At 44.1% G+C, this 13,449-nt stretch carries 16 protein-coding genes and 3 pseudogenes; 8 read left to right on the forward strand and 11 right to left on the reverse strand.

Annotated elements, in window-relative coordinates; genetic code table 11:
• From AC0IYG_RS00005 to AC0IYG_RS00025, 5 genes and pseudogenes are all read right to left on the reverse strand, one after another.
• Positions 1-283: pseudogene (locus AC0IYG_RS00005) on the reverse strand (gliding motility-associated C-terminal domain-containing protein); the annotation flags it as partial.
• 445 nt (positions 284-728) lie between these two features.
• Positions 729-842, reverse strand: coding sequence for a hypothetical protein (locus tag AC0IYG_RS00010; RefSeq protein WP_471708990.1), 114 nt, complete (start codon positions 840-842; stop codon positions 729-731).
• Between the two features lie 25 nt (positions 843-867).
• Entirely contained in the window at positions 868-1,716 is an 849-nt protein-coding gene (locus AC0IYG_RS00015; RefSeq protein ID WP_471708991.1) for a hypothetical protein, read from the reverse strand.
• 2 nt (positions 1,717-1,718) lie between these two features.
• Positions 1,719-1,982 (reverse strand): hypothetical protein, encoded by a 264-nt coding sequence (locus AC0IYG_RS00020; RefSeq protein WP_471708992.1) that lies wholly within the window; start codon positions 1,980-1,982, stop codon positions 1,719-1,721.
• A gap of 16 nt (positions 1,983-1,998) precedes the next feature.
• Positions 1,999-2,421: a hypothetical protein gene (locus AC0IYG_RS00025; RefSeq protein ID WP_471708993.1), complete on the reverse strand. Its 423-nt coding sequence runs from the start codon at positions 2,419-2,421 to the stop codon at positions 1,999-2,001.
• A gap of 374 nt (positions 2,422-2,795) precedes the next feature.
• Here AC0IYG_RS00025 and AC0IYG_RS00030 point away from each other — a divergent pair.
• The 3 genes and pseudogenes from AC0IYG_RS00030 to AC0IYG_RS00040 all read left to right on the forward strand — a co-directional run bounded on the left by AC0IYG_RS00030 (position 2,796) and on the right by AC0IYG_RS00040 (position 5,507).
• Positions 2,796-4,044 (forward strand): annotated as a pseudogene (locus AC0IYG_RS00030) (bifunctional 3,4-dihydroxy-2-butanone-4-phosphate synthase/GTP cyclohydrolase II).
• Positions 4,041-4,469, forward strand: a complete 429-nt coding sequence (locus AC0IYG_RS00035) for a GNAT family N-acetyltransferase (protein WP_471708994.1) — start codon at positions 4,041-4,043, stop codon at positions 4,467-4,469. Before AC0IYG_RS00030 ends, AC0IYG_RS00035 begins: the two are co-directional and overlap by 4 nt.
• A gap of 42 nt (positions 4,470-4,511) precedes the next feature.
• Positions 4,512-5,507 carry a bifunctional heptose 7-phosphate kinase/heptose 1-phosphate adenyltransferase gene (locus AC0IYG_RS00040; protein ID WP_471708995.1) on the forward strand — a complete coding sequence of 332 codons (996 nt, stop codon included), beginning with the start codon at positions 4,512-4,514 and terminating at the stop codon, positions 5,505-5,507.
• Positions 5,508-5,527: 20 nt separating this feature from the next.
• Here AC0IYG_RS00040 and AC0IYG_RS00045 read toward each other — a convergent pair whose 3' ends face one another.
• Entirely contained in the window at positions 5,528-6,478 is a 951-nt protein-coding gene (locus tag AC0IYG_RS00045) for a hypothetical protein (RefSeq protein WP_471708996.1), read from the reverse strand.
• Positions 6,479-6,660: 182 nt separating this feature from the next.
• Between AC0IYG_RS00045 and AC0IYG_RS00050 the strand changes: the two genes are divergently transcribed.
• On the forward strand, positions 6,661-7,668 hold the full coding sequence (locus AC0IYG_RS00050; protein WP_471708997.1) for a polysaccharide deacetylase family protein: 1,008 nt from the start codon (positions 6,661-6,663) through the stop codon (positions 7,666-7,668).
• A 6-nt stretch (positions 7,669-7,674) separates the two neighbouring features.
• Here the strand turns inward: AC0IYG_RS00050 and AC0IYG_RS00055 are convergent, their stop codons facing one another.
• From AC0IYG_RS00055 to AC0IYG_RS00075, 5 genes are all read right to left on the reverse strand, one after another.
• The gene (locus tag AC0IYG_RS00055; RefSeq protein WP_471708998.1) at positions 7,675-8,892 is read right to left on the reverse strand and encodes a response regulator; all 1,218 of its coding nucleotides are present in this window, start codon (positions 8,890-8,892) and stop codon (positions 7,675-7,677) included.
• A gap of 9 nt (positions 8,893-8,901) precedes the next feature.
• The gene (locus AC0IYG_RS00060) at positions 8,902-9,396 is read right to left on the reverse strand and encodes a hypothetical protein (protein WP_471708999.1); all 495 of its coding nucleotides are present in this window, start codon (positions 9,394-9,396) and stop codon (positions 8,902-8,904) included.
• Between the two features lie 312 nt (positions 9,397-9,708).
• Entirely contained in the window at positions 9,709-10,185 is a 477-nt protein-coding gene (locus AC0IYG_RS00065; RefSeq protein WP_471709000.1) for an FAD-dependent oxidoreductase, read from the reverse strand.
• A 1-nt stretch (position 10,186) separates the two neighbouring features.
• Positions 10,187-10,756 carry an FAD-dependent oxidoreductase gene (locus AC0IYG_RS00070; RefSeq protein ID WP_471709001.1) on the reverse strand — a complete coding sequence of 190 codons (570 nt, stop codon included), beginning with the start codon at positions 10,754-10,756 and terminating at the stop codon, positions 10,187-10,189.
• A gap of 34 nt (positions 10,757-10,790) precedes the next feature.
• Positions 10,791-10,973 carry an FAD-dependent oxidoreductase gene (locus AC0IYG_RS00075; protein WP_471709002.1) on the reverse strand — a complete coding sequence of 61 codons (183 nt, stop codon included), beginning with the start codon at positions 10,971-10,973 and terminating at the stop codon, positions 10,791-10,793.
• 236 nt (positions 10,974-11,209) lie between these two features.
• Between AC0IYG_RS00075 and prfB the strand changes: the two are divergent.
• The 4 genes and pseudogenes from prfB (at position 11,210) to AC0IYG_RS00095 (ending at position 13,301) form a co-directional block, all read left to right on the forward strand.
• Positions 11,210-12,301, forward strand: a pseudogene (gene prfB, locus AC0IYG_RS00080) (peptide chain release factor 2).
• A 99-nt stretch (positions 12,302-12,400) separates the two neighbouring features.
• Positions 12,401-12,613 (forward strand): type II toxin-antitoxin system VapB family antitoxin, encoded by a 213-nt coding sequence (gene vapB / locus AC0IYG_RS00085; protein WP_471709003.1) that lies wholly within the window; start codon positions 12,401-12,403, stop codon positions 12,611-12,613.
• Positions 12,610-12,996, forward strand: coding sequence for a type II toxin-antitoxin system VapC family toxin (locus AC0IYG_RS00090; protein WP_471709004.1), 387 nt, complete (start codon positions 12,610-12,612; stop codon positions 12,994-12,996). Before vapB ends, AC0IYG_RS00090 begins: the two co-directional genes overlap by 4 nt.
• Positions 12,996-13,301: an alpha/beta fold hydrolase gene (locus tag AC0IYG_RS00095; RefSeq protein ID WP_471709005.1), complete on the forward strand. Its 306-nt coding sequence runs from the start codon at positions 12,996-12,998 to the stop codon at positions 13,299-13,301. Before AC0IYG_RS00090 ends, AC0IYG_RS00095 begins: the two co-directional genes overlap by 1 nt.
• Positions 13,302-13,449: the final 148 nt, after the last annotated feature.

The following is a 13,449-nucleotide window of genomic DNA, read 5'->3' on the forward strand; positions in this document are numbered from 1 at the left end:
CGCACTGATTCTCTTTATTCCAAGTATCCGAAGCGCCATCACCCCATTGTATCGATACTTGATCATACCCTTTCAGGATTACATCGTCTATTAATGACAAAGTAATTTTGCCGCCACCGCATGATGTATAAGTCGCAGCTACTGCGCGGCTTTCAAGGACGTTTACTTTTTTACATTCATACACAATCTTGCCATTATTCAGAATGGCCTTTTGAAGGATTGTAAATGTTCCAATGCCAGTATAAGTATACGCAGAAATGATACCTGTAAACAGGGTTGCCACCCTTGTAATTCTGGTCAAAAGTAACATCTATCGCATCAGGCAAGGCATTGGTTATCTTTACTGTTAGTGGAGAGCAACCTTCTGACGGGTCAATACTAAATGCGCCGCCCCCTGTATTGCACAGTCCCTGCGCGTTTGATCTTGTTGTTAGTAAAAAAGAGCTAATAAAGAAGAGTGATAGTAGTGTTAACCTCATAAGTGTGCAAAATTTAGACAATGATTTTTTCCGGGAGACTTTAACAACATTGAGTGATTGATAATAGCAATGGTTGTAAAGGGTCAGCAAAAATAAGTGATTTCAAAGTCGCATCAGCCCCTTACTACTAAACGGGTTTGTAGTAAAACTATTATTCTGATCCATAAGGCACTGGAAAAATCCTATCGGATCAATAAAAAACTGCCATTTTTGGAAATCGGATGTCTTAATGCGTCCGTCATCTCTATTTTATACAAATAATAACCTCCCGGCAGCCTTCTCATTTTTTATGTTTCCATCCCAGCCTTCCGCGCTATCCTTGGTCTGATAAACCACTTCTCCCCAACGCGTGAAAACCGACATATTAAAATCTGAAACGAAATAAGCTTCACCTCAAACCTTTCATTATACGCATCTCCATTGGTGTGAATGCATCCGGAATCAGCACGATAGGATCGCGGCGGAGATCAAGAATGTTGGAATAACTCAAAAGATTTCCATCCGGCGATTGGGCTTTTACCTGAAAAGAAAATGCGGATTGCGAGGCAATATTCAGTGTGTGACTTGTTTCCAATTGCTTCGGAATTTCGTCCTGGACCGTGTGCGCCTCGTCCATTTGAATCAAATCATAAGCGCCAACTCCCGCAGAAAAGGGTGAATCCGCATTCCAAACGACATTTATAACATTATTTTGCAAAAGAATCGAGCAAACCGGCGCACTAAATGAAGGAGCCCTGAGGTTGCAGGCGTTTTCATAATTGAAACGATAACAATAAGAACTTGAACCCGTGTTTACATTGACATCATCGAACAGCAGACGTTGATTTTCGGGCTGAGAAATTTGCTGAAAATCCTGGCTCCCAAGCTCTGCTCTTTCCACGATCAGGTCGTAGCTGCTTGTGAGTCCTTCGCCGCTTAATGCAACCTGTGTTGTAATTGTGTTCGGATCTTTTACCGTAACACTGGCCGTTGTAATGGTTTCCGGAGCTGAGCTTTTTGGTGAAATGCTGAATGGTGCCGAGTAGGAACGCACATCGTTTTCTATCACGGCAACGATTTCATATTTATACTCATTGCCGCATTTGACGTCTCTATCCAAATAAAAAAGCTGGTCTGACGACGTAAAAACAACCGATCCGTCACGTTTGAGCTGATATTCTAAAAGCTTTTCCGTATTTGGATAGTGGTCCCAAGCCACCGAGATGATCTCATCTAATGACACGGAACCTTCTTTCAAAACTAAACTGGTGACGATTGGACTGTCGACCAGTATGTCGCAGAAGTTCTTGGAAGAAAGCTTAAACCGATAAAGCTGTTGCGGATTAAGGCCGCCGATCGTTGCAGATTGCGCGCCTCCGAACTTCCTCCTTTTCCTGTCGCGACAAACTGTCCGTCCCCCTTATCAATCCAAATCTCCGTTTCAACGCCTTCCATTCCATCATAGAGCACTTTTCTCCACCGGAAGGGAGTATTTCTAACACTTCTAATGCGGATTTCTGCCAACGATTGTGGGGCCGTTTCACTTGGTTAATGTTGTTTTTAAAGTTTGATTACAATTTCCGGTTGAATGCTTTCCCTGAACAGTAATCGTCGGAAACGCACCGGATGATGCGTATTTATTATCATAAAAAAGCACTCCGCCATTCTTGATATTTACCGACTGACTAAGCCCATCGCCCCAGTTAATCTCTATCGCATCATAGGCCTGCGAAATTTCATCACTAACAATCGTCAGCCGCACCCGACCATTATTGCACGACATTAAATCCGCTTTCGGAGCGCGATTTTCTTTCACTATAATGTCTTTGCAAAGACTGAATCCTGCGACATCTTTTATACTTCCATATTGCAAAATTGTGTAAGTGCCGGGCAGGTTGTAAACGTGCGAAAGATTCAAAAGAGCGGTCTTTTTCTTCCGGCGGAGAAGTGCTGTTTTTGTCAAAATCATATGCGTAAGTAACATTCTCAGCATTAACCATCTGATTGGTGACGTTCACGGTTAAAGGTGCGCAACCTTCAACGGGTGTTACCAGAAATTTACCCGTATTACCACAGAAGCTTTGCGCCTGAACACTCTTTTGAAAAATCAAAAATGCACTTAACAAAAAGAATATCAGTAATTTAATCTTCATAGGTGAGTAAAATTATTTCAAAATGACGGGCTGGTTGGTTGCGGCAGATCATTGAAACGGATAAGCCAAAAGCTTTGTTAAGATGCAATGGAGGTTCAAAAATAGAACTTTTCAACATTAACGATGTACCTTTGCTGAGTAAAAACGAGTTTTTGTCTAAAACTATTTTTCGTCGACCTGATTAATGAATAATAATAGCATTCCAATTGTTTTGGATTCCATAGATGAGGCCATAGAGGCTATAAAAAGAGGAGAAATGATCATCGTCGTTGATGACGAAGACCGTGAAAATGAGGGTGATTTCATTTGCGCAGCCGAATTGATCACTCCTGAAATTGTCAATTTCATGGCCCGCGAAGGACGGGGCCTGATTTGCGTTCCGATTACCGAAGAGCGCTGCACGCAGCTTAATCTCGAAATGATGGTGGGTAACAACACGGCTTTGCATGAAACTGCATTTACCGTTTCTGTTGACTTGCTCGGACATGGCTGCACAACGGGAATCTCCGCGAGCGACCGTTCCAAAACGATCAAAGCGCTCGTGGATCCGGCAACATTGCCTGAGGATTTAGGGCGTCCAGGCCACATTTTCCCATTAAGGGCAAAAAAAGGCGGCGTGTTAAGGCGGACGGGCCACACAGAGGCAGCAATCGACTTTCCAAGATTAGCGGGATTATCGCCGGCAGGTGTTTTGGTGGAAATCCTGAATGAAGACGGCTCAATGGCCAGACTTCCTCAGCTTCGCGAAATTGCTAATCGGTTCAATCTTAAATTGGTCAGCATTAAGGACTTAATCGAATACAGATTACAAAAAGAATGCCTGATCAAACGCGAGATCGGTGTTGATATGCCAACCAAGTGGGGGCATTTTGATCTGATCGCTTATCGTCAGATCAACACGGGTGACTTACATTTGGCTTTGGTAAAAGGCACTTGGGAAAAAGACGAGCCGGTTCTGGTCCGCGTACATTCTTCTTGCGTTACTGGCGACATTTTTGGTTCATGCCGTTGCGATTGCGGACCTCAGTTACATGCCGCTATGGAAATGGTGGACAAAGCTGGAAAAGGTGTGATTGTTTATATGAATCAGGAAGGTCGTGGAATCGGGCTTTTGAATAAATTACGCGCATATAAGTTTGCAGGAAATGGGCCGCGATACGGTCGAAGCAAACCTGGAACTTGGTTTTCCAATGGACGACCGGGATTACGGCGTCGGTGCGCAAATTCTGCGCGACCTGGATGTTACCAAATTGCGCCTCATCACGAATAACCCGAAAAAGCGGGCTGGTTTGATCGGTTACGGACTTGAAATTGTGGATTCGGTTAATGTTGAAATTCCTTCCAATCCGCATAACGAGAAATATCTGCTCACAAAAAGAGATAAGATGGGCCACAATTTGAGCAACCTCACCATTCCGGTTAATAAAGGATGATGCCCGTTCAAATTGTAAAAACTGACAGCGATATTCACAAATGTCGCCGTGCAATTCAGGCGTTAAGGCCCTCATTAACAGACGAACTTTACTTTGAGGCCGTAAAAAAGACGCTTGCGGATAACCGTCAGATCGTTTTTATTGAGGATAATGATGAAGCGGCAGCCATTGCTGTTTTTGAAACCGGCTACAACCTTTTTCGCGGCGATTATATCTATATTGATGACCTTTCTACGCTTCCTGAACAGCGTGGCAAAGGTTTTGCAGGCATGCTCATCGATTGGATTCTGGATTATGCCAAAAATGAAAACTTCGCGCAAGTTCACCTGGATTCGGGTGTTAGCGAAGCCCGGACCGATGCGCACAGACTTTATCTGAACAAGCGTTTTCAGGTCACAAGCCTTCATTTTGTTGCAAACGTCTGATCTCTTAATTTATATTGTAAATAAAACAGCGCTAGAACTTTAATGGATATCAATCAGGTTTTTGAAGCATTCAACGATTTGCGTGTACTGGTTATCGGAGATGTAATGCTCGACTCATATGTTTGGGGAAAAGTAGAAAGAATTTCACCAGAAGCACCCGTTCCGGTTGTCAATGTTCAAAAACGTGAATATCGCCTCGGCGGTGCGGGAAACGTTTTGCTTAATGTCCAATCGCTTGGTGCTGAGGCAATTGTTTGTTCGGTTATCGGAACGGATAGCTCCGGCGATTTGCTCGAAAACAGTCTGAAAGACAAGGGCCTGAATTGCGAGGGACTAATCCGCAGCGAAAACAGGATTACAACCATCAAGGAGCGCATTATCGCTGGTTCTCAGCAGGTTGTCCGCATTGATACGGAAACTGATAAGCCGGTTTCTAAAATTGAAACTGAAAAACTCATTGCTAAGGCGAAAGAACTCATTCCTTCGTGTCAGGTGATTATTTTTGAGGATTATGACAAAGGTGTTTTAACCGCAGAATCTATTGCTGAGGTCACTTCCTTTGCCAATGAACACAATGTTCCGACCGTTGTGGATCCTAAAAAACGCAATTTTCTTGCTTACAATAACACAACATTGTTCAAACCAAACCTGAAAGAACTGCGGGAAGGTTTGAAAATCGAATTCAATGTGGATAATCCGGAAGAACTCCGGGCCGCTGTGCAACATTTGAAACAAACATTGAATGTCGAAGGCGCATTAATTACGCTTTCGGAACGTGGCGTAATCATTGATTTTCAGGGAGAAGTGCACAAATTACCAGCGCATATCAGACAAATCGCCGATGTTTCCGGCGCCGGCGACACGGTTATCAGCATTGCCGCTTGTTGCGTTGCACTGGGTTTGCCGCCTAAGACCATTGCTGCTGTCTCTAACTTGGGTGGCGGTTTGGTTTGCGAATTGGTCGGCGTGGTTCCTATTGACAAGGAATTGCTGAAAACCGAAGCTTTAAACCTTGTCATTCCATCCGCTTTGGCATAACAGGTTTTGTATAAAAACTTTTACCAATTAATTCCTGACTGACCTAAGCCCATTCTTTTTGTGAATTTGGACGAAAGCTTGGATCGGCTCGTAATGTAGCGCACACTCGCACCAATGTAAGGTGTTGTTGCGGGCGTGTCGGATGTAAGTGTTTGTCTGGCGCTGTTGAATGTCTTGATCTGGCGAAATGTGCTCACGCCGGCTTCCAGCGAAACATTAATTGCTGTAAACAAATGTGCATTGGCAGAAATCCCGGTTTTGATCTGACGATAGTTTTCTCTCCTAAGCGTTTTCTCCTCTGGCAATTGAACCTGAAAACCGCCGCTGTAACCATTCAGTCCGGCTAGCAAATCGATATTAAACCATTTTGTTGCCTTGTAATTTGCATTAGCCATAAAAGGAAGCAGTGCAGAAACCCGCCAATGCCTTCCTAAGCCTTTGTTTACACCAAAAACAGGAACAAAACGCAGCTTTTGATTATAAGCCAGAACCGAACCGTAAAGAATTTGCGTGCGCAAACCAAGAATGTGCATTCGTGCAGCGCCGCCCCAGAAAAACGGCTGCGGACTGAAAAAAGTCTCATTCGTTTCTGTCATTCCCAAACCGCCGCCATACACCCACAGCCGATCCTTAATGCTGGCTTGCAGCCGGATCACGCCAAGCGAAAGCGTTTTATAACCATTTTCCGGATTGTTCTTTCCGTCCACAGTTGGCTGAATCTGGTTGTATTGCGCTAGCATAACCGTATGGACCGCCCGCAAATCAAATTTTTTCCTAAGACTGTAACCCAGCTGCACTTCGCTGTGAATCGGAATTATCCCTAAAAATCCCGTCCTAGACAAGCCGTAATCCTGCGTCCCGTTCATGCTGGCCGGAACTGTGTAATCTGCTTTTAAGGTAAGATTTGGATAAAAAAGCCGGCTTAATGAGAAATGCTGAGCATTAGCTGCATGCAAGGATAACAATAACAAACAGGTTAACAGGCTGCGTGAATGGGTCATGCGGAAAAGTCGGGGTGCGTGATTTTGCCAAATAACGAGAAAAACAAGGTGCTATTGTATAAAAATCAGGAAGCACATCAGGCTGCGTAGTACGATCAGGTGCAAAACGGGTAGTTACAAATGCATTTCGTCTTACCTTAAAATCACCTCGCATGGCGGCTTATATGAAACATTTACCCCTCGTATTCTTCATTTTACTATCCAATGTATCAATGGCCCAGACTGCTGAAACTTACGCGGAAAAGCTCGGTTATCCGAAGGGTAAAAAAGTGCTGATCATTCATGTCGATGACGTGGGCATGTCCTACGAATCCAATCAGGGCGCGATTAAGGCGATCAGGAATGGTGTTGCCAATTCGCTGAGTGTCATGATGCCTTGCGGATGGGTGCCGGGTTTTGTCAATTATTGGAAAGAAAATAAAGATCTGGATGCCGGATTGCACCTGACGATGACTTCTGAATGGAAAGATTATCGTTGGGGACCGCTTGCCGGAAAGCCAAAAGTGAAAGGGCTAGTCGATCCGGAAGGTGCCATGTGGCGCAGTGTGGCCGATGTTGTCAAAAATGCATCTGCGGATGAAGTGGAAACGGAAATTCGCGCGCAGCTTGAAAGGGCACGCACAATGGGATTTGAGCCTACACACATGGATTCGCATATGGGGACGCTTTTCGCAACGCCTGAATTTATGGAGCGTTATCTCAAAGTCGGAATGGAAAAAAAGATCCCGGTCATGTTTCCCGGCGGCCATAATACGGCAATAAGAGCCGAGGAAAAGATGATTGCAGACCGTTTTGAGATGACGCAGACGATTGGAAAGCAGCTTTGGAACGCCGGTCTGCCTGTGCTGGACGACTTGGAAAACACAAGTTACGGCTGGAAGGGCCCTGACAATTGGGATAAATCAGATAAAACGCTTCAAAAGTATAAGACGGATAAATACATTAATGCCATAAAAAACCTAAAACCGGGCTTAACAATGGTCATTATGCATTGCACGATCCACACTGAAGTGTTTCCGCACGTTTCAGATTCGTGGCCGACGCGTGAGGGCGATTACTTGGCAATGATTGATCCTGAATTGAAAAAATACATTGAAAAAGAAGGCATTATCCTTACCACCTGGCGGGAAGCAATGCAGCGCCGTCAAAAAGTTAAATAGCGGCAACTATGCATCGGTGCCCATGTGTGCGTAAATGATCTTGTAAAAATCGGGCGGAAGGAATGGTTTCACCAGATAATCGCTGAAACCATTCGCCAAAGCCCTTTCGCGTTCGTCTTCAAAAGCCGAAGCGGTGAGGGCGACAATTGGGATTTCCAGATTATGCTCGCGGATCAGTTTAGTTGCTTCAAAGCCGTCCATAACGGGCATTCTTAAATCCATGAAAATCAGATCATAATGTTCTGAAAAATATCTTTCAACCGCTTGTTTTCCATCCGAGGCAAGGTCAAATGCAATATTCCGGCGTTTCAGGAGCGTTGTCGCAAACATCAGATTGGTCGCATTATCGTCAACGAGCAATATTTTGAACTTCGCGTTTAAGGTCGGCGCAATGATCTTTTCTGGCTTAGCCGGGCGGTTAATGTTAATCGCATAATGCAAATCAATCTGAAACGAGAAAACGGATCCTTTTCCAAGCTCACTTTCCAATTTGAGTTCGCCCCCGAAAAGCCTTACAAGCTCTCTGCATATCGCCAGTCCAAGCCCCGTGCCGCCATCCTGCCGTTTAACCAAACTTTTTACCTGCGTAAATATTTCAAAAACATTCGATTGCTGATCTCGCGAAATACCGATCCCGCTATCAGAAATCACAAATTCCAGCTTAACAACATCACTTTTCCGGCTGATTTCCTTTACTGAAAATTTCACGAAACCCTGATCTGTGAACTTGATCGCATTATGCACCAGATTTGTGATGATCTGACTAAGCCTCACCTGGTCGCCGCTAAGCTCCGGCAGTGCAGGCGATGATTCAAAGATCAGTTCAAGCCCTTTTTCATTCGCACGCGGCAGAAAGCTGTTGTAAAGATTTTTCAGCAACTCATCCAGCTCAAAATTGACAGGATGCAGCTTCACATGGTTAGAATTGATTTTATTGAAATCAAGAATATCGTTAACGACGGCCATTAAGTGCGTGGAAGAGAATTTCAATGTCTGTATCAGCTCCATTTCCTCTTCACTCCTCGCCTTGTTTTCTTCCAGCAAATGCACAATTCCTACAATCCCGTTCAATGGCGTCCTGATCTCGTGGCTCATTGTGGACAGAAATTCGGATTTGGCTAATGTTGCGTGTTCAGCGATTTGCTTCTGCTTTTCGAAGAAGCAAATCATTTTGTTCGGCGAGGCTGTAACGGTAAAAAAACTCGCGCTTATTTCTGCTTTCATGGAAATACATCATAAAAGGGAAAGCAGCATTCGCCCAAGGAAAAAAAAACAGCCCGCCCTGGCTGAAAAATTTGTAGAAATACTCGGGATGACCATAGTACAGCCCCAGCGGAAACAAGGCGAAAACGCCAAATCGTGAGAACAATGCTGTAACGAAACGGCCAGCGCAGCACAAAAAATGCAAACATTAACCCTAATGTCATATTGAGGCTCGCGCGGTCGTCGGACTTCGTGGGGAACAGTTGCGAGAATGTATGCATGCACCGGCAGCAAAGCCATATTGGTCAGGAAAGAAGCCGTTTGCGCTCCGATTTTTCCCGTGAAATGCAGGACCAACAAAATGATAATGATGCCGCTTAAAAGCAGTTCTGCCGTCAGAACCTGTTTAAATGCAGGATTATTCTGGATGAGATAAAGCAGGGATGTCGCTGGATAGCCGATCAGATAGGCGACACAAAATTGATGTTTCCCCATCGGGATTTCAACTCTCTCTCTTTTTTCCACAAGTCGTCGAAATCTTTTGTGTAAGTAGCTTTGTTCAAGGAGAGTGATTTTTATAACGCTTTAGAGTAATTGTCAGACAGACATATTTTCAAATTTACATTAAATCACAAAAAAAATAGGATATCCAAGCTAATGAATACCCTATTTTCTAGTGTACGCTGGCTAAGCTTACAAGTCAATCGCCTCGCCGTAAGCAGCTTCCGTCGCTCCTTTCAATGCCTCAAGACATTGTTGGGTGCGGGTGGATTGCACGCATAATTTCGTGTGAAGTTGTTTTCCAGTTTACGGGCTACAACCACTTCAGCAATCATTTCAGTAACATTGGCTCCCAATCATGTGAGCACCAAGGAACTCGCCATATTTGGCATCAAAAATAACTTTGACAAAACCGTCGGTAACACCTGCTCCAACCGCCTTACCAGACGCTTTGAAAGGAAGTTTACCCACGCTTGATGTCGTATCCGGCTTCTTTTGCTTTCTTTTCGGGTCAAGTCCAACAGATGCGATCTCAGGCTGAGCAGTGAGCCCCATTCCCGGAATGTTTCCGTAATCCAATGCTTCTGTCTTATGACCTGCGATTTTTTCCGCACAGATAATTCCCTCAGCTGTAGCAACGTGTGCCAATGCGGGCCCAGGCGTACAGTCGCCGATCGCATAAAATCCTGGAACGCTGGTTTCATACCATTCATTCACAGTGATTTTGCCTTTATCAGTTTTGATGCCTGTTTCTTCCAAACCAATATTTTCAAGGTTGGAAACAATTGCGGCAGCAGAAAGAACGATATCCACTTCAAAGGAGCTTTTGTCCGTCCGGTGTTTTTACAGAAACTTTACAACCATTTCCCGACACGTCAACAGTCTCAACTGTGGAGTTCACGTAAGTTTCAATGCCCAGCTTTTTGTATTGTTTCGCGATCTCTTTTGAAATGTCTTCATCTTCAACCGGAACCAGATTTGGCAGGAATTCAACAACAGTTACTTTCGTGCCCATTGAGGCATATACGTAAGCGAATTCCATTCCAATTGCGCCAGAACCTACAACCAACATAGAAGCAGGCTGTTTTTCAAGGCTCATTGCTTTGCGGTATTCAACTACTTTCTGACCGTCGATTTGCATGTTAGGCAATTCGCGTGCGCGTGCGCCTGTTGCAATGATAACGCCTTTACCAGCTGTGTAATCCGTTGTTTTGCCGTCTTCGTCTGTAACTGCAACCGTTTTCTGGCCTTTCACTTTGCCGGTTCCCATCAGGACGTCGATCTTGTTCTTTTTCATCAAGAAAGAAACGCCTTTACTGATGGTGTCCGCAACGCCGCGACTGCGCTGGATCACTGCGCCGAAGTCTGCCGCAGATTCACCCACATTAATACCATAATCTTTTGGACGCCTAATGTACTCAAAAAACCTGAGCGCTTTTCAACAGCGCCTTGGTAGGAATACAGCCCCAGTTAAGGCAAATTCCACCCAAACTTTCTTTTTCAACTATTGCTACTTTAAGTCCTAATTGGGAAGCACGAATGGCTGCGGGATAACCCCCGGGGCCGCTACCAATTACAATCACATCATATGTTTGAGCCATTTTCTGGTATTTTTATTGTACGAAATGGGTTGACAAAAATTTCTCGCAAAGTTAAGACGATTTGCCGGATTGCCTACATGTACAGGGCTTCTAGTACTTGCCATGAAACTGAGCCATATTGCGAATTGTTATACCTTTGCTAAACTGCATGGTTTGTCATTTTTGCCAATCTTGCCAGAGCCGGAAAAGACAATGACAAGCAGCAACATTTTTTCAACTTAAATTCAAAAAATTAAATGACTGCCGAAGCAATGGAAAGACTCTGAAAGCCCGTGTAGAGGCTTTGGGGAGGTACTCTGTTCGACTACGATAACCGAAAAAAACAGCTAGAAGAATCTCGAACAGCGGACCGTTCAACCGGAGTTCTGGAATGATTCAGGAACAGTGCCGAAAAAAGACGAATGCGGGAAATCCGCGGATTGAAATTCTGGACAAACGGATATGAAGAGTTGTCGCGCTTGAGGGATGATTTGGATACGATCTGGGAGTTTTATGAAGCAGACGAAGCAACAGAAGAAGAAGTAGACGAGGAAGGCTTAAAGCTGTCTAAACAAGCTTGAAGAAGTCGAATTCCGTAAAATGATGGGTGAGGAAGGGGACGAACTTCCGGCCGTTGTTGAGATTAATGCGGGAGCCGGCGGACACCGAGTCGCAGGACTGGGCTTCCATGCTGATGCGCATGTACATTATGTGGGCAGAAAAAAATGGTTACAAAGTTGGTGAAGTCGAATTTGCAGGATGGCGATGTGGCTGGTGTTAAGTCCGGTTACATTGGAAATTGACGGTGAATATGCTTATGGAAATTTGAGAAATCGGAAAATGGCGTGCATCGCCTCGTTCGTATTTCACCATTTGATTCCAATGCAAGGCGCCACACTTCTTTTACATCTGTTTATGTGTATCCATTGGCCGATGATAACATTGAAATTGACGTTAACCTTGCCGACATTACCTGGGATACTTACCGTTCCGGCGGGGCAGGTGGGCAGAATGTAAACAAGGTGGAAACGGCAGTGCGTTTGCATCACAAACCATCCGGAATCATCATTGCCTGTCAGCAAGAGCGTTCGCAGTTGATGAATAAAGAGGTGGCAATCAGGCTTTTGAAGTCGCGCCTTTATCAGATTGAATTGGAAAAACGGAACTCTGCACGTGCAGAAGTGGAAGCATCCAAGCGAAAAATCGAATGGGGCTCACAAATCCGCAGTTATGTGCTCGACGACCGCCGCGTCAAAGACCACAGAACGGATCACCAGACATCTAACACAGATGCCGTTTTAAATGGAGAGATCAACGATTTTATCAAAGCTTATCTGATGGAATCGTAACATTTCGATAAATTCCAAAAACCTCCAACATCCCTCCGCTTACCGGATTGCTTGGAGGTTTTTTTATTTTTGATAACTTACTGTGAAATGTGAAATGTTATGAGTGAAACAGACTTAATGAAAAAGGTGTCAGTCCTTCCAGATAACCTGAAAGAGGAAGTTTCTGACTATGTGGATTTTTTGATCAACAAGTATCTTAGCAACGAAAACACTAAAAAGACCCCTTTAAAATTTGGGATGATGAAAGGGACTTTTAAAATGAGCCCTGATTTTGATGAGCCTTTAGATGATTTTAAAGAATACATGCCTTGAATATAATTTTAGACACACACGCACTTATCTGGTTCTTTGAAGGAGACGCTAATTTGTCTGAAAAAGCACTAGAAGCAATTGAAAATGGCGAAAACAAAAAGTTTGTCAGCATCGCTTCTTTGTGGGAAATTGCAATCAAAATCAACTTAGCTAAGTTAACTCTTCAAAAACCTCTGGACATATTTCTTTCAGATCTTATCAAATCTGAAATAGAAATTCTTCAAATCTCTACCGCTCACATATTGTTGGTCAGCCAGTTGGACTTCTTTCACAAAGATCCTTTTGATCGCATCATTATAGCTCAGGCAATAACAGAGCAATTCCGGGTTGTAACGAAAGACCCGAACTTTCCACTTTACCATCCAATCGACCTCCTTTGGTAATGCAGGCTTGTAACAACCTCCATTACCACAAACTCGGCCGCGGCTCCAAAACTTTGCTTGCTTTCCACGGCATTGGACAAGACGGGTTAAGCTGTTTTCAGCCGTTTGAAAAGCATTTGGGCGATGTTTATACCATTTATGCTTTCGACTTGTTTTTTCATGGAAAGAGTGTTTCTGCCAAAAGTGAACTAGTAACCAAGGAAGTTTGGAGAAGCACTTACTCCAGGAATTTCTTAAAAAAAACGACATTCAAAGATTCGACGTTGCCTGGTTTCAGCATGGGGCGGGCGGTTTGCTTTGGCTAAACATTGGAATTGTTTTCTGATCCAAGCGGCGCACGAAAAACGCGAAAGCGTTTCACGATAAATGCGAAAACTAGAGAACGGACAATGAGAGGCTCGGTTAATATCGGTTCTGCAACAACTGAACCAAGTAAAGAAGATGAAAAAAAAT

This window comes from Dyadobacter sp. AC419, assembly GCF_979253085.1.